Origin of the sequence: Pseudomonas sp. PDM10 (assembly GCF_014852295.1) — a bacterium.
Lineage (GTDB): Bacteria > Pseudomonadota > Gammaproteobacteria > Pseudomonadales > Pseudomonadaceae > Aquipseudomonas.
In genome coordinates, this window is the sequence record NZ_JACVBJ010000002.1 from 573,053 (window position 1) to 593,607 (window position 20,555).

Genomic DNA, 20,555 nt, shown 5'->3' on the forward strand with positions numbered 1-20,555 from the left:
CTGTCTTCCGAGGGGATTGCCCTCAAGTTGATCTCAATCAAGGGCAGGGGGCGCAACGCTCCCTAACATGACCGCAAGCCCCTTTAAAATCAGCGAGCACATGACAATCCATCAGCCTTCGATACTCGGCAACCTGCGCGCCTGGGGTGTCGGTCTGGTGGTCATGCTGACGCTGATGCTTGCCACCTTCGAGGGGGCGCAGGCCAAGCAATACGGCGACATCGAGCAGCAGCGCATCGAAAAAACCTTCCCTCAGACCGATTCCGTTTCCGCCCCCGAAGGGCGGTTCAAGGTGCGCACGCTGTCCGCCGCCGGCAAAGTCATCGGTTATGTGTTCCAGAGCCTGGACGTGGTGGATATTCCGGCTTACTCGGGCAAACCGATCAACACCCAGGTGATCCTCGACACTGCCGGCGTGATTCAGGATGCCTATGTGCTGGAACACCACGAGCCAATTCTGCTGATTGGCATTCCTGAGGCAAAACTTCACGGCTTCAGCGCCAAGTACAAAGGCGTCAAGGTCAGCCAGCGGGTCGTCGTCGGCCATTCCAGTGATCCGAATGCGGTCACTGTCGATGCCATCGCCGGCGCAACGGTCACGGCCATGGTGGTCAACGAGATCATCATGCGCGCCGCTCATGATGTGGCTGTCTCACTCAAGCTGATTGAAGACACGGGGGGTGTGGCACGCAAGCCCGCCACCGTGCGGCTGGACTTGTTCGAGCCCGCCACCTGGGAGCAACTGACCGGCAACGGCGCCATCCGCCGCTTGAACCTGACCCGTGGCCAGGTCGACGCCGCCTTCAAGGGCACTGATGCCGAAGGCGTGGAAAACGCCGCCGCCGATCAGGTGGATGAGACCTTTATCGAGCTCTACACCGCCGACCTGAATCCGCCGACCATCGGCCGTGCGCTGCTGGGCGACAACCAATATCGCTTCCTCATGCAAGACCTCAAGCCTGGCGAGCAAGCCATCGCGGTGCTGGGGCGCGGGCTGTTTTCCTATAAAGGCTCGGGGTATGTGCGCGGCGGGATTTTCGATCGGGTGCAATTGCGCCAGTTCGGCAACGTCATCAGCTTCCGCGACATGGACCATCAGCGGCTCTCGGATGTGTTTGCCAAAGGCATGCCCGAGTTCACTGAGATGTCGATTTTCATTGTGCGCGAACCGGCGAAGTTCGATCCGGGATCGCCTTGGTCTCTGGAATTATTGGTGCGTCGCCAGACCGGCCCGGTCAGTGGCACGTTCAGCAGCTTCGAACTGGCCTATCAATTGCCCGAGCCCTACCTTGAGCGCCCACTGCCCAGCGCCGAAGAACTGGCGGCCCTCGAGGAAGCCAGTCGGCCAATGTGGTTGAACATCTGGTATCAGAAATCCTTTCAGATCACCGTGCTCGGCACCGCATTGCTACTGCTGACGGCGATCCTGTTCCTGCAAGACAAGTTCACCCGCCGCCCGCATTTTCTGCACTGGCTGCGCCGCGGTTATCTGGTCTTTACCGTGGTGTTTATCGGCTGGTATGCCCTGGGGCAGCTGTCGGTGGTCAACGTCCTGACCTTTACCCATGCGTTGTTCGACCATTTTCGCTGGGAGCTGTTTCTCACCGATCCGCTGATCTTCATGCTCTGGGTCTTCGCCGCCGCGAGCATTCTGCTGTGGGGCCGCGGCGTGTTCTGCGGCTGGCTGTGCCCGTTTGGCGCCTTGCAAGAGTTGATCAACGAGGCCGCGCGCAAGCTGAAGATCCCTCAATACGAATTGCCCTTCGCGGTGCATGAGCGCTTGTGGGCGATCAAATACATCATTTTGCTGCTGCTGTTCGGCATCTCCCTGGAGTCGATGTCCACCGCCGAACTGTTCGCCGAGGTGGAACCGTTCAAGACCGCCATCACCCTCAGGTTCGACCGCCAGTGGTGGTTCGTGCTCTACGCGGTGGCGCTGCTGGTCATCAACCTCTTCACGCGCAAAGTCTATTGCCGCTACATCTGCCCGTTGGGTGCTGCGCTGGCGATCCCAAGCAAATTTCGCCTGTTCGACTGGCTCAAACGCCGCAAGGAGTGCGGCACGCCTTGCCAGCTGTGCGCCAAGGAATGCGAGATCCAGGCGATTCATCCTGATGGCCGGATCAATGCCAACGAGTGCCACTACTGCCTCGATTGCCAGATGACGTACCAGAACGACAACAAATGCCCGCCGCTGATCAACAAGCGCAAGAAGCTTGGCAAAGCGGCGCCCGCTGCTGTGCAACTGATACCTGTCGTGGAAGTGACCGCTCTGGAATGAACCCCGCGAGCGCTTGTCCGCAGTGACCGTTTTTATCCCTTCAAGGAAAACACCTGATGAACGACACAGAGTCCAAAAAAACCACTGAAGTGCCGGAACCGACCGGCCTCAGTCGTCGCGGCTTCCTGGGCACCAGTGCGGTGACCGGCGCGGTACTGGCCGGTGCCACGGCCCTTGGTGGCGCAGTGTTCACCCGTGAGACCTGGGCGGCTGCGGCCAAGGACGCGCAGTCGAAAATCCACGTCGGGCCGGGCGAACTGGACCAGTACTACGGTTTCTGGAGCGGCGGCCATCAGGGCGAAGTGCGGATCATGGGCATTCCGTCGATGCGCGAGTTGTTACGCATTCCGGTGTTCAACGTCGATTCCGCGACTGGTTGGGGCCTGACCAACGAAAGCAAACGGATCATGGGCGACAGCGCGCACTTCCAGAATGGCGACTGCCATCACCCGCATTTGTCGATGACTGACGGCAAGTACGACGGCAAATACCTGTTCATCAATGACAAGGCCAACAGCCGCGTTGCGCGTATCCGTCTGGACATCATGAAGTGCGACAAGATGCTCACCGTGCCCAATGTGCAGGCGGTTCACGGGTTGCGCCTGCAGAAAGTACCGCACACCAAGTACGTGTTCGCCAACGCCGAATTCGTCATTCCGCACCCCAATGACGGCAGCACCTTCGACCTGCAGGACAAGAACAGCTACACCATGTTCAACGCCATCGATGCCGAGAAAATGGAGATGGCGTTCCAGGTCATCGTCGACGGCAACCTGGACAACACCGACGCCGACTACACCGGCAAATACGCGGCGTCGACCTGCTACAACTCGGAGAAGGCCTACGACCTGGGCGGGATGATGCGCAACGAGCGCGACTGGGTGGTGGTGTTCAACATCCCGCGCATTGAAGCGGCGATCAAGGCCGGCAAGTTCATCACCCTCGACGGCTCGAAAGTGCCAGTGGTCGACGGTCGTAAAACCGATGGCAAGGACAGCGCGTTCACCCGATACATCCCCACGCCGAAGAACCCCCACGGCCTCAATACCTCGCCCGATGGCAAATACTTCATTGCCAACGGCAAGCTTTCGCCGACCTGCACCATCATTGCCATCGCCAAGCTCGACGATCTGTTTGACGACAAATTCAAGGACCCGCGCGACGTGGTGGTCGGCGAGCCCGAGCTCGGTCTGGGCCCGCTGCACACCACTTACGACGGCCGCGGCAATGCCTACACCACGCTGTTTATCGACAGCCAGGTGGTGAAGTGGAACGTGGAAGAAGCCATTCGCGCCTACACCGGCGAAAAGGTCAACTACATCAAGCAGAAACTTGACGTGCAATACCAGCCGGGCCACAACCACGCCTCGCTGACCGAAACCAGTGAGGCCGACGGCCAGTGGCTGGTGGTGCTCAGCAAGTTTTCCAAAGACCGCTTCCTGCCGACCGGCCCGCTGCACCCGGAAAACGATCAGTTGATCGATATCTCCGGCGATGAAATGAAACTGGTGCACGACGGCCCGGCCTTCGCCGAACCCCACGACTGCGTCATGGCCCGCCGCGACCAGATCAAGACCAAGAAGATCTGGGACCGCAACGACCCGTTTTTTGCCGAAACCGTGGTCATCGCCGCGAAGGACGGGATCAAGCTGGAGACCGACAACAAGGTCATCCGCGACGGTAACAAAGTCCGTGTCTACATGACCTCGATGGCCCCTGCCTATGGCCTGCCGGAGTTCACCGTCAAACAGGGCAACGAGGTCACGGTGACCATCACCAACATCGACCAGATTGAAGACGTGACCCACGGCTTCGTGATGACCAACCATGGCGCCAGCATGGAAATCAGCCCGCAGCAGACCTCATCGATCACCTTCGTCGCCGACAAGCCGGGGTTGCACTGGTACTACTGCAGCTGGTTCTGCCATGCGCTGCACATGGAAATGGTCGGCCGCATGAAGGTCGAGAAGGCCTGACCGTTGCCCATCGACAGGAGCGAAGCAATGACTGAGAGCAAGGGCAACCCGGTGAAGGTCATTGCGCTTGCGCTCCTGCTCATGTCTGGCAGCGTGCTGGCGGTGCAACCCGTCACCACGCTGCCGTTGACGGTGGACGCCGATCAACGCTGGCACCTGCCGGCAGGGGAATACCGTGGCTCGTTCAGCGTCGATCAACCGATGCAGATAGTCTGCGAGCCGGGCGCGGTATTTCAGGGGGAGGGGCAGGGCAACGGCTTGATCATCAGTGCGCCGGATGTCGGCATCGAGGGCTGCACCTTTCTGGACTGGGGGCACGACCTCACCGCCATGAATGCGGCGGTGTTTATCCAGCCCAAGGCCTATGGCGCGGTGATCAAAGGCAATCGCCTACAGGGTAAGGGCTTCGGTATCTGGGTCGACGGTACGCAGGATGTGAGCCTGATCGACAACCGCATTCAGGGTGATCCGACGATGCGCTCCCAGGATCGCGGCAACGGTATTCATCTGTATGCCGTGCATGGCGCCAAGGTCATCGGCAACCAGGTGCGCGACACCCGCGATGGCATCTACATCGACACCTCCAACGGCAACCTGCTGCAAGGCAATACCCTGGAAGACCTGCGCTACGGCGTGCATTACATGTTCGCCAACGATAACCAGTTGATCGGCAACACCACCCGCCGCACCCGCACCGGCTACGCCCTGATGCAAAGCCGCAAGCTCATGGTGATCGGCAATCGCTCCGAACAGGATCAGAACTACGGGATCCTGATGAACTACATCACCTATTCAACCTTGCGTGACAACTTCGTCACTGGCGTGCGCGACGGCTCGACCGGCGACAGCATGATCAGTGGTGCCGAGGGCAAGGCGCTGTTCATCTACAACTCGCTGTTCAACAGCATCGAACACAACCACTTCGAGCACAGCGCCGTGGGTATTCATCTCACCGCCGGCTCGGAAGACAACCGCATCGCTGACAACGCTTTTGTCGGCAACCAGCGGCAGGTCAAGTACGTCGCCACCCGCTTGCAGGAATGGTCGGTGGATGGCCGGGGCAATTACTGGAGCGATTACCTGGGCTGGGACCGCAACAACGATGGCCTCGGCGATATCGCCTACGAACCCAACGACAACGTCGACCGTCTGCTGTGGCTGTACCCGCAGGTGCGGCTGTTGATGAACAGCCCCGGTATCGAGTTGCTGCGCTGGGTGCAACGGGCCTTTCCGGTGATGAAATCGCCGGGGGTGCTCGACAGCCATCCGCTGATGAAGTCATCCCCTCAAACCCTGACCCAGGAGCCCACCTCATGAACGTCATCGACATCGAAGGCGTCAGCCAGCGCTATGGGCATGCCACCGTGTTGCATCAGCTCAACCTCAGCCTCGCTGAAGGCGAAGTGCTGGGTTTGTTCGGGCATAACGGTGCGGGCAAGACCACCAGCATGAAACTGGTGCTTGGCCTGCTCCAGCCCAGCGAAGGGCAGGTCAGGGTGTTCGGCCGTTTGCCCAGCGATCCCCACGTGCGACGCCTGCTTGGTTATCTGCCGGAAAACGTGACGTTTTACCCGCAGCTGAGCGGTGTTGAGACCTTGCGCCATTTCGCGCGACTCAAAGGCGCCGCGTCCGCTCAGGTGGACGTGCTGCTGGAGGAAGTCGGCCTGGCCGGTGCGGCGCATCGACGGGTCAAGACCTACTCCAAAGGCATGCGGCAACGCTTGGGGCTGGCACAAGCGCTGCTCGGCGAACCGCGTTTGTTGCTGCTCGACGAACCTACGGTCGGCCTCGATCCCATCGCCACCCAAGACCTTTATCGCTTGCTCGATCGCCTGCGCAGCCAGGGCACCAGCATCATTCTGTGTTCCCACGTATTGCCGGGCGTCGAGGCGCATATCAACCGCGCCGCGATTCTGACCCAGGGCCGGCTGCTGGCCCTCGGCAGTCTCCACAGTTTGCGCGAGGAAGCCGGGTTGCCGACGCTGATCCGCGCCAACGGCTTGAAGCACGTCGGGCCCTTGCAGCAACGCTGGAACAACGCCGGGCACGTCACCGAACGCTGGGGCGTCGAAGGCCTTGAAGTGGCCGCGCTCAATGGCAACAAGCTTGGGCTGTTGCGCCAACTGCTTAATGAAGACGAACCGGCCGACGTGGAAATCCATCAACCGTCCCTGGAAGATATTTACCGCTACTACATGAGCCGGGCCGGTGCGGCGCCGATCGGGGAGGCCGTATGAACGCTGTCTGGAACATGGCCCGCAAGGAATTCAGCGACGGTTTGCGCAATCGCTGGTTGTTGGCGATCAGTGTGTTGTTCGCGGTGCTCGCCATCGGCATCGCCTGGCTGGGCGCCGCGGCTTCCGGGCAGTTGGGGTTCACCTCGGTGCCGGCCACCATCGCCAGCCTCGCCAGTCTGGCAACGTTTTTGATGCCGTTGATTGCGTTGTTGCTGGCCTATGACGCCATCGTCGGCGAGGACGAGAGCGGCACGTTGCTGCTGTTGCTGACGTACCCGTTGGGTCGCGGGCAGATTCTGCTTGGCAAGTTTGTCGGCCACGGGTTGATCCTGGCGTTGGCGACACTGATCGGTTTCGGCTGCGCCATGCTGGCCATCGCGGTGCTGGTGGACGATGTCGAACTGAGCCTGTTGCTTTGGGCCTTTGGCCGGTTCATGGCGTCGTCGACGTTGCTGGGCTGGGGGTTTCTGGGCTTGGCCTATGTGCTGAGCAGCGTATCGGCGGAGAAATCCACGGCGGCCGGGCTGGCGCTGGGTGTCTGGTTCTTCTTCGTGCTGGTGTTTGACCTGGCACTGCTGGCGCTGTTGGTGCTCAGCGAAGGGCAGTTCAATCCCAAAGTCCTGCCCTGGTTGCTGCTGCTCAATCCAGCCGACATCTATCGCCTGATCAATCTCTCCGGTTTTGAGCCTGGCGCCGGTACCACGGGTGTGCTGACGCTGGGCAGCGATTTGCCGATGCCGGGCTCGATGCTCTGGCTGTGCCTGTCACTGTGGGTGGCGGTGCCATTGGGCTCGGCCTGGCTGTTGTTTCGTCGCCGGGCGACATGAATTTCCACTTTGATGGTTTTGGAGAAGTTGACGATGAGTACGTTTTATCTGATGACGGTGCGCGCGGTGGCGGGGCTGATGATGTGTCTGTTGCTGACGGCCTGCGACAACCCGGCGCAGGCCACCTACAGCAGCGCCGCCACAGCCTTTCATCCCAGTGATGAATGCCATGTCTGCGGGATGATCATCAACGGATTCCCCGGGCCCAAGGGCGAAGTGGTCGAGCGAGCCGGGGTCAAGAAGTTCTGCTCCACGGCGGAAATGATCGGTTGGTGGTTGCAGCCGGAAAATCATCACGGCGATGCAAAACTGTATGTCCACGATATGGGCCGCAGCCCGTGGAACGCGCCGGATGACGCTCACCTGATCGATGCCAAGGACGCGTTCTACGTGGTCGGCACCCAACTCAAGGGCGCCATGGGCGTGGTGCTGGCGTCTTTCTCCAGTCGCGAGGCCGCTGAAAAGCTTGCCGCTGAACAGGGCGGTCGTTTGCTGCGGTTCAGCGAGATCACTCCGGCGCTGTTGCAGCAACACTAACGCCGTCGAAAAATCCTGATCGCCGTCAAGTCGTTTTTTCTTCTCCTGTTCAAAGATAGGGCTGGCAATGTCCCCAGTGCTTGGCATCCGCGATGCCCAGGAGTAAATGATGAAAACCGAGTTTCAGGATCGTTTGGCAGTGGTCACGGGTGCCAGCTCCGGGATTGGCCTGGCACTGTGCGCCGCGTTGTTACCGCGCGGGGTCAAGGTGCTGGCGATGTCTCGGACCCTCGGTGAGTTGCCGGCATTGCAGCAGATCTACGGGGAACGGTTGCTGTGGTTTGCCGGGGATGTCACGAGTCAGCAAGACCTGCGGGAATTGTCCGAGCGGGCTGCGGCGATGGGCCCCGTGGACTATCTGGTGCCTAACGCGGGTATTGCCGAGATGGCTGATAGTCTGGATATGGCGGCCTTCCAGCGTCAGTGGGCGGTTAATGGTGCCGGGGCGTTGAATACTCTGGCGGCGTTGCGGGGTGAGTTGGCGAGTCCGGCTTCGGTGGTGTTTGTCGGGAGTTTTCTGACCGGTTCGAGTTTTCCGGGGTTGGCTGCGTGCATTGCCAGCAAGGCTGCGCTGGCGGCTCAGGCGAGGACGCTGGCGGTGGAGTTTGCGAGTTTTGATGTGCGCATTAATCTGGTCTCGCCGGGGCCGACTGCGACCTCGATGTGGGATCACTTGGGGTTGAGCGAGGGGGAGCTTGGCGATGTTGCCGACACGCTTGGTAAACGTCTGTTGCCGGGGCATTTTCTTGATGCGGCGGCGGTGGCTAATGTGATTGTTTTTCAGCTGTCCCAAGGGGCTCGGGGTGTTTATGGCCAGGACTGGAAGGTTGATAACGGGTACACCCTGGGCTGAAGTTCGTTCGGGGTACATATCCGTTGCTGCGGTAACGGCGGCTTAGGGTTCCACCCTTACGGCGGGTCACTTGGAAGAGCGCCAAGTAACCAAACGCTCTTGCCCCTGACGTACGGTGCCTCGCTGTGGCTCGGCATGCCCTCGCTCCGGTCCTGCTCCGTGGGCCCGCCGCCATCGGCCATCCATGGCCGGGGGCGGCTACCGCGGCATCCTTGCCGCGGTGCCCACTGCGCAGAACCTGCGCTCGGCCTTCCGACGGGGCAGATCAAGATCAAAAGCCAGATCAAAAGCCAAAGCGAGGCGGCCTGATAGCCGACCTGATGTCTATCATGGTCATCGGCGGTGGACCTCTATGTCATGCCCGCCAAAAATCCAACTGTGGGAGCGAGCCTGCTCGCGAAGGCGGACTTACATTCAACATTGATGTCGACTGACAGGGCCTCATCGCGAGCAGGCTCGCTCCCACAGGGGGAATGCGTACGCTTAAAGAGACAGGCCGGCCGGTAGGCCGCCTCGCGGTGCTTTTGCGGTACTCGCCCCCTCGAGAGGCCGAGTGGAGGTTCTGCGCAGTGGGCAACCCGGCATGGATGCCGGGTTAGCCGCCCCCGGCCATGGATGGCCGATGGCGGCGGGCCCACGGAGCAGGACCGGAGCGAGGGCATGCCGAGCCACAGCGAGGCACCGAACGACAGGGGCAAAAGCGCTTTGGTTACTTTCGCGCTTTTCGAAAGTGACTCGCTGTAAAAGCGAAACCAATAGAAGCCGTTACCGAAGAAACGGATATACACCAAGGCCTAATGCGAAGTCCCCTCGGCAAACTCAATCTTGTTCCCCACGTTGTACTTCCCCGAAGGCTTGTTCATCGGAATACGTTTGATCTCCTCAAGCGTGTTGCTGTCGTAAACGATCAGCGCCCCGTCGGTGGCCCAGATGCTCAGCAGCAAGTAGCGGCCATCCCGGGTGAACTCAACATGAGCGGCAGTTTTCCCGGGCATCGGGCGCAGCGTGTGGGCAATTTCCAGCGTCTGCTTGTCAATCAAGTGGATCGCATCGTTATCAGGCCCGAAGAACACATCACTCCAGGCATACCGCGAGTTGACGTGGCTGCGCATGAAAAACCCAGGCCCCAGGGTCGGGATTTCCTTGATCAGTTTCCAGGTCTTGAAGTCGATGACCGAAATCAGCCCCTTGCTGATGTTCGGCGTGGCGAACACCCACTCACCGTTGCGTTTCCAATAAGTCCCCGAGCCCAAATGCGGCATCCCCGGCAGCGGGATGTCGGTGATCACCTTGCCGCTGTCGAGGTCGATCACCTGACCGCCCTGGGCCTTGCGCGACGTCGCCAGCAGCTGTTTGTAGTCCGGCGAAAAAGAGAAGTCGTCGAGAACATCCCCGGCCGGGATCCGCCGTGGTTCGAAATCGGGTGTGCCAGCCCAGGACAGTTCCCAGACTTCCTTCACGTCCTTGAGCGCCACGATGAAGCTGTCCCGCGGTGGGGCGGAGTAGACCGCGCTGACCCGTGACGCGGTACCGTCCTGGCCGATCGTGGGAATGGTTTTGACCAACGACAGATCGCGGGCATCGAGCACGACCACGTTGCCGGGTAAATAGTTGCCCACCAGCACCCAGCGTCCATCCTTGCTTACCGCCAGGTTGCGGGTATTGAGACCGGCGCGGACCTCGGCGATCAGCTTCAGGTTGTGCAAGTCATACAGGCTGATCCAGCCGTCACGGGAGGCGAAGTAGACGAAGCGTCCGTCCGGCGAAAACTTCGGCCCGCCATGCACGGCGAAGTGCGAAGCAAACCGCGCCAGCACCTCAAAGCGGTCACCGTCGAGGATGTCGATGTGATGGTCGCCGGCTTCCACCACCACGAACAGGTTCAGCGGGTCGGCGCCATGCTGGGGCGTGGTGGGCAACTTGCTGAGGTCCGCGAGCATCGAGTGACTGCCGAGAATGTCGTCATTGCTCCAGGTGGGTGGGGTGGCGGGCGGTTGCTGCAGGTAGCCCACCAGCGCGTCGATCTGCGCGGGGCTGAACACGTTGGCATAGCCGGTCATCTGGCTCGCGGGGCGACCGTTCTGGATCACGCTGCGGATTTCATCGGGTTTGATCCGGCTGAGACTCTCCGGCAACAACGCCGGCCCCGCACCGCCGAGACGGTTAATGCCGTGACAACTCTGGCAATGCTGCTGATAGTTTTCTGCGGCGTGTTCAAGTGCCGGGACCGCTGCGCCGGCCTGGGCCGCACTGATCCATAACAGGTGGGCAAGGAGCATGCGCCTCATATCGCCACCTTGGCGTGGTGTTGCAGTGCTTGCGCCGGGTAAAGCCTCGCTGGGTATTCCAGTTGTTCTGCGGCGAACAGATCAACCACGGTGCCGATCACCGTCAGTGTCGGAATGCCCGGTGGACAATCCAGCGCCAGGGTCGGCAATTGGTGCAACTTGCCACGGGCGACGTGCTGGTCGGGACGCGTGCCGTTGCTGATCAGCGCCGCCGGCGTATCGGCCGGCAGCCCGGCTTCGATCAAACGTTGAGCGATGATCCCCAGGTTCGACAAGCCCATGTAGAACACCAAGGTCTGGCTACTGTCAGCGAGGCTGCTCCAGGGCAGCGACAACTCGCCATCGCGTTGCAAATGGCCGGTGATGAACCGGCAGGAATTGACCAAGTCGCGGTGGGTCAACGGTATGCCTGCATAAGCGCTGCAGCCGGAAGCAGCGGTAATGCCTGGCACCACCTGGCAGTCGATCCCGCGTTTGAGTAGGTACTCCAGCTCTTCGGCGCCGCGACCAAAGATGAACGGGTCGCCGCCCTTGAGGCGGACCACGCGCTGCCCTTGATCGGCGAGGTCGGCGAGCAGTTCGTTGATCTGTTCCTGGGGCAGGCTGTGGCAGCCGCTGGCCTTGCCGACGTAATGGCGGGCGCAGGTCAGGGGAATCAAGGTCAGCAGTTCGGGGCTGATCAGCCGGTCGTACACCACGGCGTCGGCCTGCATCAACAGGCTCCAGGCGCGCAGGGTCAGCAGACGTGGATCGCCGGGGCCGGCGCCGACCAGGGCAACTTCGCCCGGTCGAAACGGGGACTCAAGTGTGGCCGGTATAGCAATCGATGGAGGCATGGGACGTCCTTGGTGCTTCATCAGGTTGGCCGGCCCCAGTCTTTGTCAGGTGGTTGGCCGGACGGGCTATTCAGTGGGTGATGCAAGGGATGGTCGTCACCGGCGGCACGCCGATTTCGTCATCGCTGAGGTGGCAGCCGGGGTCCTGGCCCCACAAATCACCCTCGGCCCAGGCGCGCGTGCGGGTGTTGCCGTTGCAGATGGGCAACCAGCGGCATTGCGCGCAACGGCCACTGACGGCGCGGGGATGTTCGCGCAGGCGCAGCAGCAGGGCATCCGGCTGATCCAGCCACAACGTGCGGAACGGCGTGCGCCGGACATTGCCCACCGAGTGCTGCCACCAGTAGGTGTCCGGGTGCACTTCGCCGGTGTTGTCGATGTTGGCAATGCCGCTGCCGGAGGCGTTGCCACCCCAGGCACGGAGCATGTTTTCCAGGCGTGGGTAATGCTCGGGAAGACGAAGGGCTGCCCATTGCAGCAGCAGAATGGCGTCGGCATCGTTGTTGCCGCTGACAAAATCGCTGTCGCGACCCTGTTGGATGTCTTCCCAGGCGCGCTCAAAGATCAGCGTCATGGCCTCACGGCTCATCTGCTGGTGTGCGTCGAGTTTGCGACTGCGTTTGCCGCGACCGCTGTAGTTGAGGTGCGACAGGTAAAACTTCTGCACGTCGTACTCGCGCATCAGCGCCAGCAGTTGGGGCAACTGCGGATGGTTTTCCTGGGTCAGGGTGGTGCGCAGCCCGACGCGAATGCCTTGTTCGCGACAGAGCCGGATCGCCTGCATGGAACGGGCGAAGCTGCCCTTGAGTTGGCGGAAGGCGTCATGGGTGGCTTCCAGGCCATCGATGCTGATCCCGACGTAGTCGAAATTCGCCGCGCTGATCTGCGCGATGTTGTGCTCATCGATCAGCGTGCCGTTGGTGGACAACGCCACAAAGAACCCCTTGGTCCGGGCGTAGGCGCTGAGCACAAACAGATCCTCGCGCAACAGCGGTTCGCCACCGGAAAGAATCAACACTTTGACGCCGGCATCGTGCAAATCGTCGATCACAGTCAGCGCGGCGGCCGTATCCAGTTCGTCGCGAAAGACGCTGTCGGCCGAGGTGGCGTAGCAATGTTTGCAGGTCAGGTTGCAGCGCCTGAGCAAGTTCCAGATCACCACCGGCGCCCGATTGCTGCCCGGTGGACTGGTTCTGGGCGCAGGCGCCTGGCCGGCCAGCGCACGCAGGTATTGGCTGATCCTCAACATGCCACTCTCCTTGAGTCAGGTGTGTTCAGCGTGAAGCGGGCGGCAAGCGCAAGCCGGTTTTCTTCAGGATGCGGCTGCTCACCAGCATCTCGTCGGCCCCACAGGCGTCACCCAACAGATAGCGCAGGTGCTCGCGGTAGCTGTTGATTTCATCACCGCTGCGGCCATGCACCATGGCGAACAGGTTGTAGCGCCAGTCGGTTCGGCGTGGGCGGCGATAGCAGTGGCTGACGAAGGGTTGTGCGCCGATCAGCGCGCCGAGGCGCGGCATGTCGGTGTCGCGCACATCCCAGACCGTCATGCCGTTGTGGCGATAGCCGAGGCGGTAGTGATTGGGCACGGCGGCGATCCGCCGAATCGCGCCCTCGGCCTGTAGTCGCTTGAGCAGGTCCAGGGTGGCGTCGATGTTCAGCCCCAGCTGTTCGGCGAGCCACGCCCATGGGTCTTCCAGCAACGGCAGACCCGCCTGGGTCAACACGATCAGGCGCTGGATAAGGGTGTCTTCAGGCCGGGAAATACAGACCGACATGGTAGGTCTCCTCTTTGGGCAGGTTGAGCAGCGGCAGGCCAGTCAGGGCCTCGATGCGCTGCAGCGTCTCGGCAATGCCTTGTTCGGACGCGCAGCCGAGCACGAACCACATGTTCCAGGCGTGTTCGCGTCGATAGTTGTGCGCCACTTCAGGCAGGCGCTGCAGTTGCTCGGCGACCTCTTCAAAACATTCTTCCGGCACCGCCAGGGCGGCGAGGGTGAAGGCGCCGCCGAGGCGTTCGATGTCGAACATCGGGCCGAAGCGCGTGAGCACGCCGTCAGCGAGCAGGGCATGCAGTCGATCGAGCAGTTCATTGCTGCTGCTCTCCAGTTCCGCAGCCAATACCCGCCAAGGGTGGCGCACCAGCGGCAGGCCCAGTTGCAAGCGATTGATCAGGCGACGGTCGAGGTCATCCATGGGTTGGTGCTCCTGTGCGCGAAGGCGCAAAGCGGCCGCCGCACTGCTTGAAGACCTGGGTGCTGAACAGCAATTGATGGGGCAGGTCGCTCAGCAGATGCTCTTCAAGCAATGCCTGAATCTGCGCCTCCACCTGGTCACGTTGACGCCCGTGCACCATGCAAAACAGGTTGTACCGCCACTGCGGCAAACGCCGTGGCCGTTGATAGCAGAGGTTAATGCCGGGGGCTCGCCCCAGGCGCTGGCCGACTTCGTCGATCAGCGCATCGGGAACATCCAGTACCAGCATGGCGTTGGCGGTAAAGCCCAGCGCGCGGTGGTGCAGCACCAGGCCGATACGGCGAAACAGCCCTTGCTCGCTCCACTGGCGCATTTGTTCGAGCACCTGGTTTTCGTCAGCGTTTATCCGTTCGGCGAGGGCCTGATAGGGGCGCGCTACCAGCGGCAATCCGCCTTCGAGGTGCCGGCGCAGCGCCAGCGCTTGTTGGGGGCTCAATCCGGGCTTCATGATTGTTCTCCCAGGGCAAAACCTAGGTCGATGCGGTAGGCGGTCAACATCGGCAGGTCCAGCGGCATGAGGCCGGTGTCGTTCTCCAGTTCTTCGAGTACGCGGTCGATGTGTTGGCGATCAGGGGCGGTCAGCACAAACCACAGGTTGTAGAAATGCTCCCGTGCGTAATTGTGATTGACCTCCGGGTACTGACTGACGCGCTCGGCCACCTGTTGCAGGCGTTCGGCGGGCACGGCGAGGGCGGCGAGGGTGCTGGCCCCGGCGCGGCTGTGTTCGAACACCGGGCCGATGCGTGAGAGGGTGCCGGCCTGATCCATTTCTTCCAGGCAGGCCATCACTTGCGATTCGCGGCAACCGATAATCCGCGCCATCTCCTTGTACGGTGACGGGCACAGCGGCATGCCGTGCTGAAAGCGGTCGATGAGTTGGCGGCTGAGCAGCTCAAGGTTCATTTCAATACCCCATTTTCTGCGCGCGACTGCTGAAGAAGATGCCGCTTGGCGCGGAGGCTGGCAGGGTGCTCAGCAGCTTCAGGCTGTACGGATCCCAGACTTGAACCTGATTGCCGTCGCGTAACGACAGCCACAGTTGGTCACCGCGCGCGGTGAATTCCATGTGCAGCACCGCCGGTCCTGGCTTCAGCTCCGCGACCACGGCATGGGTTTCGGTGTCGATGACCTGCACCCGATCGTTGTCGGGGTAGGCGAAGTTGACCCACAGCTGCCGACCGTCCGGGCGCGAGGTGACGAATATCGGTTGGCCGGCTACCGGGATGACTGCGGTCTGCTGCCAGGTGCGTGAATCCATCACCAACACTTGATGCCGGCCAACGGCGGGTACGAAGGCCTGGTTGTCGGCGACGGCCCAGCCTTCCAGGTGCGGCATCTTGTAGACCGGCAGTTTCGCCTGGCCGCGTCCGTAGTCGCCGAGGACGCGCTGTACCCCGCGCTCGGGATGCCAGAGGTCGAGTTGGGCCATGCCGTCTTCGCCGAACAGGCCGGCCATGTAATAGCGGCCGTCCGGGGTGATCAGGGCGTCGTAGGGTTGCGAGCCAATACCGGTGAAACGGCTGATTTGCGGGGTGCCGCCCTGACTGAAATCGGCGGTCCAGATCTCGCCGGTATCGAACAGGCTGAAGACAAAACGCTGCCCCGGCGCGTCGACCAGCCCGACCACCCGCGAGCGCTTGCTGCCATCAGCGAGCGGTGTGGCCGGAATATCTGCCACCAATTGCAGGGTGTCGGCATCGAACACCTTGACCCCGCCGGGCACGTAGTTGGACACCGCGATCAACTTGCCGTCCTGACTGATGGCGCCGCCAATGCTGTTGCCGCCCTGAATGACGCGATGGTCAATACGCCGGGTCAGCAAATCGATTTTGCTCAGCCCGCCGTCGCGCCCGAACACATAGGCGTAGCGCTGATCCCGTGAGAACACCACCGAGGCATGGGAAAGGTCGCCGAAACCCTCGAGTCGGGCCAGCGCGGTGTGGGTATCGCTTTCGATGATTTGTACGCTACCGGTGGCGCGCTCCACGACCACGCCCAAGTCGCCGGTGCCACGCAAGGGTGGCTGAACGCAAGCGGACAACAACAGCCCGGTCGCCGCAGACAGCAGGATTGAACGGATCATGAGGCGGGATATCCCTGGAGGAGAAGATCGACCAGCCAACGGATGTCACCGGGGCTGAGCAACGGCGCCCAACCGGGCATCGCGGTGCCGGGCCGACCTTGGGTGACGGTGGCAATCAGGCTGTCCCGTGACTTGCCGGCCAGCGCCGCGCGTGTCAATTCCGGGCCTAGTCCACCGGTGAGGTGCAGCCCATGGCAGGCGCCGCAGTCCTGGGTCAGCAGGTGTTCGAGTTGCGCCTGACGCTGGGCGTCCGGCGCCGCAACCGCGGTTGCGCAAATGAGGAGGAGGGCCGCCAGAATCACAGCGTGTCGATAAACCATCGTGACGCCCTCCAGGCGGTTATTTGAGTGTCAGTACCCAGGTCGCGAGAATTTTTGCTTCTTCTTCAGTCACCGGATTGGCCGGCATTGGCATCGGGCCCCAATTGCCTTGTGTACCGTTCTTGATGTGGCTCGCGAGGGTGTCCACAGCTCCGGGTACGCTAGCGTTCTTGGCCGCTACATCTTTGAGCGCCGGGCCGACAATCTTGGTGTCGATGGAGTGGCAGGCGGCGCAGGGTTTGCTCTTGAACAGCTCCAGCGCGTCTTGGGCCATGGCCGGCTGCACACTCAGCGCAGCAGTCAGGGCGAACAGTGAGAACAGAGTATTTTTCATGGTGTTTCCTTGCATTGATGGAGCTCAATAGATGTCGTGTTGGGTGTTGTAGACATTGAACTTCCCGGTGGGTGTGATCAGTCGTTTGTCCTTTATGACTGATTTGAGCTTCAGTGTTTTGTCGTCGATCACTACCAGCGCCGATTCCTCTGTCTGACCGCTCCAGACGGAGAACCAGACCTCATCGCCGGCCTTGTTGTATTCCGGCTGCACAACGCGCATGGCGCCTTGCTTGATACCGGCGTATTCGGCGATGGGCAGCACGGTGTAGCCGGCGTCGAGTTTGTCGAGGTTGAACACCGCCACCGATTGGCTGAGCTTGGCGTCCGGGTTGAGGGTGGTGTCGACGTACAGGTGGTGAGACTTGGGATGGGTTTTGATAAACAGCGAGCCGCCACCCTGGCCCTTGAGCGAGGCGACCTGTTTCCAGGCGTATTGCGGGTGTTTGACCGGGTCGGTGCCAATCAGCGAGATGCCGTCATCACCCAGGTGGCTGGTGGCCCAGACCGGGCCGTAGGTCGGGTGGTTGAAGTTGGCGCCGCGACCCGGGTGAGGGGTTTTGCCGACGTCCACCAGCGCGGTCAACTTGCGCTCCTTGGAGTCGATCACGGCGACTTTGTTGGAGTTGTTGGCGGCGGTCATGAAGTAGCGGTGCGTGCTGTCCCAGCCACCGTCATGCAAGAAGGGCGCGGCGTCGATGTAGGTGACGGTGAGGTTTTTGATGTCCTGGTAATTGACCAGCATGACCTTGCCGGTTTCCTTGACGTTGACGATGAACTCCGGCCATTCGTGGGAAGCGATGATCGCCGCGACCCGGGGTTCGGGGTGGTATTCCTGCTTGTCGACGGTCATGCCGCGGGTCGAAACGATCTGTTTCGGCTCCAGGGTTTCGCCATCCATGATGGTGAATTGCGGCGGCCAGTAAGAACCGGCGATGGTGTATTTGTCTTCGTAGCCTTTGAATTTGGAGGTCTCGACCGAGCGCGCCTCGATGCCCACTTTGATTTCGGCGACCTTGGTCGGTTCGACCGGCCACAGGTCGATCATGTCGATCCGGGCGTCTCGACCAATCACCAGCAGGTAGCGACCTGAGGCGGAGATCCGCGAGATGTGCACCGCGTAACCGGTCTCGATCAGTTTGACGATCTTCTTGCTGTCGCCATCGATCAGGGCAATCTTGCCGTCATCGCGCAATGTCACCGAAAAAAGGTTCGGCAGGTTGAGTTTGCTCAGCTGCTTCTTCGGACGGTCCTCGGGTTTGACCAGCACCTTCCAGGTTTTCAGCGTCTCGGCCATGCCCCATTCCGGTGGCGTCGGCGGCGTGTGCTGAATGAACTTGGCCATGACCGTGATCTGATCCTTGGTCAGCGCATTGGACGTCCCCCAGTTCGGCATGCCCGCCGGGGAGCCGTAGGTAATCAAGGCTTCCAGATACGGTTGCCCGCGCGACTGGGTGATGTCTGGCGTCAATGGTTTGCCCGTCGCCCCTTTGCGCAGCACACCGTGGCAGCCTGCGCAGCGCTGGAAGTAGATTTCCTTGGACGAGTCGAATTCGGCCTGGCTCATGTCCGGAGCACCAGCGGTTTTGACCATGGGCGGGGTGGCCGCGACGGCGGGCTCTTCAGCGCTGGCGGTATGACTCACCGCCAGGGCCAGTGACGAACACAATGTGGCGAGGGTCAGGGCAAACGTTTTTCTATTGCTGATCAGCATTCCATTTCTCCTCAGGCAAGACCTTTGCGATGTGCTGAAACGGCAGCGCAGAACGCAGGTTCTTAGTGCCGTGCAAGGCTATGCCCGAGCAGGCCAATGTTCGCTTGACGACGATCAAGTTTGCCGGCCATCTCACTTGCCAGGTTGTCGCAGGGGCCCGTAGCGTGTTCGTTGAATCCGCTTTTGGAACAGGCAGCCCATGGACCGTACCCAGTCTTGCGAACACCCGACCGAACCCTTCTACCAACCGCTGAATAATGAGGAGGCGCTGTTCGAACAAGCCTGGCGACACGGCATGCCGGTGCTGATCAAAGGCCCGACCGGGTGCGGCAAGACCCGTTTCGTCCAGCACATGGCCCATCGGCTGAAACTGCCGCTGTACACCGTGGCGTGCCATGACGACCTGAGTGCGGCCGACCTGATCGGCCGTCACCTGATCGGTGCCCAGGGCACCTGGTGGCAGGACGGACCGCTGACCCGCGCGGTGCGTGAAGGAGGCATTTGTTATCTGGACGAAGTGGTCGAGGCGCGTCAGGACACCGTGGTGGTGTTGCACCCGTTGGCCGATGATCGTCGTGAACTGTTCCTGGAACGCACCGGCGAAGTATTGAAAGCGCCGCCGTCCTTCATGCTCGTGGTGTCTTACAACCCCGGTTACCAGAACCTGCTCAAAGGCATGAAGCCCAGCACCCGCCAACGCTTTGTGGCGATGCGCTTCGGCTATCCGCCTGTGGCCGATGAGGAACGCATCGTTGCTCGGGAAGCGCAGGTGGACAGCGCGCTGGCGGCGCAAGTGGTGCGGCTGGGGCAGGCGCTGCGCCGGCTCGATCAACATGATCTGGAGGAGGTCGCCTCAACGCGATTGCTGATTTTCACGGCGCGGATGATCCGCTCCGGCATGAGCCCGCGTGAGGCCTGCATGGCCTGCCTGGCCGAGCCGCTGAGCGATGATCCGCTGACCGTTGCCGCGCTGATGGACGTGGTTGATGTCCACTTCGGCTGAGTCCACGGGCGTTTCGCAACGCCACTTGCCAGGCGATCTGGCGATGTGGTTTTTCATTCTGGCTGAGCTGTCGGTGTTCGCCATCCTGATCCTGGTGTTCGCCGTGACCCAGGCGCTCAAGCCGCAGATGTTCAGTGAAAGCCGTCTATTGCTGAACACCTCCACCGGGTTGGCGATGACCCTGAGCCTGCTCACCGCGGGCCTGTTCGCCGCGCTGGCGCAGGAGCAAGTCAGGCGCTCCCGGTCCCGCCACGGCGCCGTCTTCCTGCTGATGGCGTTGCTCGCTGCCAGTGTCTACGTGGTGTTGAAACTCACGGAATACCGGCACTTGCTGGCCTCGGGGCTGGGCATGGAGCACAACACCTTTTTCACCCTCTACTGGATTCTCACCGGTTTTCATTTTCTGCATGTAGTGCTCGGCATGGTCATTCTCGGGTGGCTGGCCGAGCGCTGTCGCCGTGGCCTGTACGACGCCAACACGCGCAGCGGGTTTGAATCCGGCGTGTTGTATTGGCACATGGTCGATCTGATCTGGGTCATGCTGTTTCCGCTGGTCTACGTGCTGAGTTGACGAGGTTCTCATGTCTGTTTCCAGGGTATTGCTCGTCTGTTGGGCGGCGCTTGCCACGTTAAGTGTGTGCACGGTGGCGTTGGCCCACGTTGGCGCGACATCGCTGCTGACGATGGCCATCTTGCTGGTGGCGGTGGGCAAGGCATGGCTGATCACCGACGGCTTCATGGAGATGCGCCACGCGCCGCGACTGTGGCGGCGGTTGATGGTGAGCTGGGCGTTGGTGTTGGCAACCGTTGTGGGCTTGACGCTTATCTTTTTGTAGGAGCCGAGCTTGCTCGCGATGGCGATCTCAAGGACGCCATCGCCGGCAAGCCGTGCTCCTACAGGTGTTCCATACATACGATTAATTGCGGTGCCTTGAAATTTATACCCGACCAAAACCATCTGCCTTTCTTGATCGCCATCAAGCAGGTTTCAACCCTTCGCTTCCTATCATG

Annotated in this window: 21 protein-coding genes; 10 read left to right on the top strand and 11 right to left on the bottom strand. The window is 61.3% G+C overall.

The genetic code is table 11. The features are described 5' to 3' along the window. The first annotated feature begins 100 nt into the window (after positions 1-100). From nosR to IB252_RS09180, 7 genes are all read left to right on the top strand, one after another. Positions 101-2,281, top strand: a complete 2,181-nt coding sequence (gene nosR, locus IB252_RS09150) for a transcriptional regulator NosR (protein ID WP_192408262.1) — start codon at positions 101-103, stop codon at positions 2,279-2,281. Between the two features lie 53 nt (positions 2,282-2,334). Next, entirely contained in the window at positions 2,335-4,257 is a 1,923-nt protein-coding gene (gene nosZ / locus IB252_RS09155) for a TAT-dependent nitrous-oxide reductase (RefSeq protein ID WP_412548166.1), read from the top strand. Between the two features lie 27 nt (positions 4,258-4,284). Beyond that, a complete protein-coding gene (locus IB252_RS09160) occupies positions 4,285-5,574 on the top strand; it encodes a nitrous oxide reductase family maturation protein NosD (RefSeq protein ID WP_192408264.1) in 1,290 nt (429 codons plus the stop codon). Further along, positions 5,571-6,494: an ABC transporter ATP-binding protein gene (locus IB252_RS09165; protein ID WP_192408265.1), complete on the top strand. Its 924-nt coding sequence runs from the start codon at positions 5,571-5,573 to the stop codon at positions 6,492-6,494. Before IB252_RS09160 ends, IB252_RS09165 begins: the two co-directional genes overlap by 4 nt. Next, the gene (locus IB252_RS09170) at positions 6,491-7,321 is read left to right on the top strand and encodes an ABC transporter permease (RefSeq protein WP_140893079.1); all 831 of its coding nucleotides are present in this window, start codon (positions 6,491-6,493) and stop codon (positions 7,319-7,321) included. The genes IB252_RS09165 and IB252_RS09170 overlap by 4 nt, the downstream gene beginning before the upstream one ends. Before the next feature lie 33 nt (positions 7,322-7,354). Then, positions 7,355-7,858 (top strand): nitrous oxide reductase accessory protein NosL, encoded by a 504-nt coding sequence (locus IB252_RS09175; protein WP_192408266.1) that lies wholly within the window; start codon positions 7,355-7,357, stop codon positions 7,856-7,858. Positions 7,859-7,967: 109 nt separating this feature from the next. After that, entirely contained in the window at positions 7,968-8,711 is a 744-nt protein-coding gene (locus IB252_RS09180; RefSeq protein ID WP_192408267.1) for an SDR family NAD(P)-dependent oxidoreductase, read from the top strand. Between the two features lie 794 nt (positions 8,712-9,505). Here IB252_RS09180 and IB252_RS09185 read toward each other — a convergent pair. The 11 genes from IB252_RS09185 to nirS all read right to left on the bottom strand — a co-directional run bounded on the left by IB252_RS09185 (position 9,506) and on the right by nirS (position 18,421). Beyond that, on the bottom strand, positions 9,506-10,999 hold the full coding sequence (locus tag IB252_RS09185; RefSeq protein ID WP_192408268.1) for a nitrite reductase: 1,494 nt from the start codon (positions 10,997-10,999) through the stop codon (positions 9,506-9,508). Beyond that, positions 10,996-11,835: a uroporphyrinogen-III C-methyltransferase gene (gene cobA, locus IB252_RS09190; RefSeq protein ID WP_192408269.1), complete on the bottom strand. Its 840-nt coding sequence runs from the start codon at positions 11,833-11,835 to the stop codon at positions 10,996-10,998. Before cobA ends, IB252_RS09185 begins: the two co-directional genes overlap by 4 nt. A 70-nt stretch (positions 11,836-11,905) precedes the next feature. After that, complete coding sequence (nirJ, locus tag IB252_RS09195) at positions 11,906-13,084, bottom strand: heme d1 biosynthesis radical SAM protein NirJ (RefSeq protein WP_192408270.1); 1,179 nt, start codon at positions 13,082-13,084, stop codon at positions 11,906-11,908. A 25-nt stretch (positions 13,085-13,109) separates the two neighbouring features. Beyond that, a complete protein-coding gene (locus tag IB252_RS09200; protein ID WP_192408271.1) occupies positions 13,110-13,613 on the bottom strand; it encodes a nitrite reductase in 504 nt (167 codons plus the stop codon). After that, the gene (locus IB252_RS09205) at positions 13,588-14,031 is read right to left on the bottom strand and encodes an Lrp/AsnC family transcriptional regulator (protein ID WP_192408272.1); all 444 of its coding nucleotides are present in this window, start codon (positions 14,029-14,031) and stop codon (positions 13,588-13,590) included. Before IB252_RS09205 ends, IB252_RS09200 begins: the two co-directional genes overlap by 26 nt. Beyond that, positions 14,024-14,539 (bottom strand): AsnC family protein, encoded by a 516-nt coding sequence (locus IB252_RS09210; RefSeq protein WP_192408273.1) that lies wholly within the window; start codon positions 14,537-14,539, stop codon positions 14,024-14,026. Before IB252_RS09210 ends, IB252_RS09205 begins: the two co-directional genes overlap by 8 nt. After that, positions 14,536-14,994, bottom strand: coding sequence for an Lrp/AsnC family transcriptional regulator (locus tag IB252_RS09215; protein ID WP_111450220.1), 459 nt, complete (start codon positions 14,992-14,994; stop codon positions 14,536-14,538). Before IB252_RS09215 ends, IB252_RS09210 begins: the two co-directional genes overlap by 4 nt. 1 nt (position 14,995) lies before the next feature. Then, positions 14,996-16,174 carry a cytochrome D1 domain-containing protein gene (locus tag IB252_RS09220; RefSeq protein WP_192408274.1) on the bottom strand — a complete coding sequence of 393 codons (1,179 nt, stop codon included), beginning with the start codon at positions 16,172-16,174 and terminating at the stop codon, positions 14,996-14,998. Further along, entirely contained in the window at positions 16,171-16,494 is a 324-nt protein-coding gene (locus IB252_RS09225) for a c-type cytochrome (protein WP_192408275.1), read from the bottom strand. Before IB252_RS09225 ends, IB252_RS09220 begins: the two co-directional genes overlap by 4 nt. Positions 16,495-16,513: 19 nt before the next feature. Beyond that, a complete protein-coding gene (locus IB252_RS09230) occupies positions 16,514-16,828 on the bottom strand; it encodes a c-type cytochrome (protein ID WP_008156292.1) in 315 nt (104 codons plus the stop codon). Positions 16,829-16,852: 24 nt separating this feature from the next. Then, a complete protein-coding gene (gene nirS / locus IB252_RS09235) occupies positions 16,853-18,421 on the bottom strand; it encodes a nitrite reductase (protein WP_225607387.1) in 1,569 nt (522 codons plus the stop codon). Positions 18,422-18,740: 319 nt separating this feature from the next. Here nirS and IB252_RS09240 point away from each other — a divergent pair, with 319 nt between their 5' ends. The 3 genes from IB252_RS09240 to IB252_RS09250 are packed head-to-tail and all read left to right on the top strand — an operon-like array spanning position 18,741 to position 20,380. Then, positions 18,741-19,544 (top strand): CbbQ/NirQ/NorQ/GpvN family protein, encoded by an 804-nt coding sequence (locus tag IB252_RS09240; protein WP_111450216.1) that lies wholly within the window; start codon positions 18,741-18,743, stop codon positions 19,542-19,544. Next, on the top strand, positions 19,528-20,115 hold the full coding sequence (locus IB252_RS09245) for a cytochrome c oxidase subunit 3 family protein (RefSeq protein WP_192408277.1): 588 nt from the start codon (positions 19,528-19,530) through the stop codon (positions 20,113-20,115). Before IB252_RS09240 ends, IB252_RS09245 begins: the two co-directional genes overlap by 17 nt. 10 nt (positions 20,116-20,125) lie before the next feature. Beyond that, positions 20,126-20,380 carry a cytochrome C oxidase subunit IV family protein gene (locus IB252_RS09250; RefSeq protein ID WP_192408278.1) on the top strand — a complete coding sequence of 85 codons (255 nt, stop codon included), beginning with the start codon at positions 20,126-20,128 and terminating at the stop codon, positions 20,378-20,380. The last annotated feature ends 175 nt before the right edge of the window (positions 20,381-20,555 follow it).

Coding starts and splice junctions, on each gene's coding strand:
- IB252_RS09225 (WP_192408275.1), bottom strand. CDS start 16,494: ATGGTTTATCGACACGCTGTGATTCTGGCGGCCCTCCTCCTCATTTGC.
- IB252_RS09175 (WP_192408266.1), top strand. CDS start 7,355: ATGAGTACGTTTTATCTGATGACGGTGCGCGCGGTGGCGGGGCTGATG.
- IB252_RS09180 (WP_192408267.1), top strand. CDS start 7,968: ATGAAAACCGAGTTTCAGGATCGTTTGGCAGTGGTCACGGGTGCCAGC.
- IB252_RS09240 (WP_111450216.1), top strand. CDS start 18,741: ATGGACCGTACCCAGTCTTGCGAACACCCGACCGAACCCTTCTACCAA.
- nirJ (WP_192408270.1), bottom strand. CDS start 13,084: ATGTTGAGGATCAGCCAATACCTGCGTGCGCTGGCCGGCCAGGCGCCT.
- IB252_RS09210 (WP_192408273.1), bottom strand. CDS start 14,539: ATGAAGCCCGGATTGAGCCCCCAACAAGCGCTGGCGCTGCGCCGGCAC.
- nirS (WP_225607387.1), bottom strand. CDS start 18,421: ATGGTCAAAACCGCTGGTGCTCCGGACATGAGCCAGGCCGAATTCGAC.
- IB252_RS09165 (WP_192408265.1), top strand. CDS start 5,571: ATGAACGTCATCGACATCGAAGGCGTCAGCCAGCGCTATGGGCATGCC.
- IB252_RS09185 (WP_192408268.1), bottom strand. CDS start 10,999: ATGAGGCGCATGCTCCTTGCCCACCTGTTATGGATCAGTGCGGCCCAG.
- IB252_RS09205 (WP_192408272.1), bottom strand. CDS start 14,031: ATGGATGACCTCGACCGTCGCCTGATCAATCGCTTGCAACTGGGCCTG.
- cobA (WP_192408269.1), bottom strand. CDS start 11,835: ATGCCTCCATCGATTGCTATACCGGCCACACTTGAGTCCCCGTTTCGA.
- IB252_RS09160 (WP_192408264.1), top strand. CDS start 4,285: ATGACTGAGAGCAAGGGCAACCCGGTGAAGGTCATTGCGCTTGCGCTC.
- IB252_RS09230 (WP_008156292.1), bottom strand. CDS start 16,828: ATGAAAAATACTCTGTTCTCACTGTTCGCCCTGACTGCTGCGCTGAGT.
- IB252_RS09245 (WP_192408277.1), top strand. CDS start 19,528: ATGTCCACTTCGGCTGAGTCCACGGGCGTTTCGCAACGCCACTTGCCA.
- nosR (WP_192408262.1), top strand. CDS start 101: ATGACAATCCATCAGCCTTCGATACTCGGCAACCTGCGCGCCTGGGGT.
- IB252_RS09250 (WP_192408278.1), top strand. CDS start 20,126: ATGTCTGTTTCCAGGGTATTGCTCGTCTGTTGGGCGGCGCTTGCCACG.
- IB252_RS09215 (WP_111450220.1), bottom strand. CDS start 14,994: ATGAACCTTGAGCTGCTCAGCCGCCAACTCATCGACCGCTTTCAGCAC.
- IB252_RS09200 (WP_192408271.1), bottom strand. CDS start 13,613: ATGTCGGTCTGTATTTCCCGGCCTGAAGACACCCTTATCCAGCGCCTG.
- IB252_RS09220 (WP_192408274.1), bottom strand. CDS start 16,174: ATGATCCGTTCAATCCTGCTGTCTGCGGCGACCGGGCTGTTGTTGTCC.
- IB252_RS09170 (WP_140893079.1), top strand. CDS start 6,491: ATGAACGCTGTCTGGAACATGGCCCGCAAGGAATTCAGCGACGGTTTG.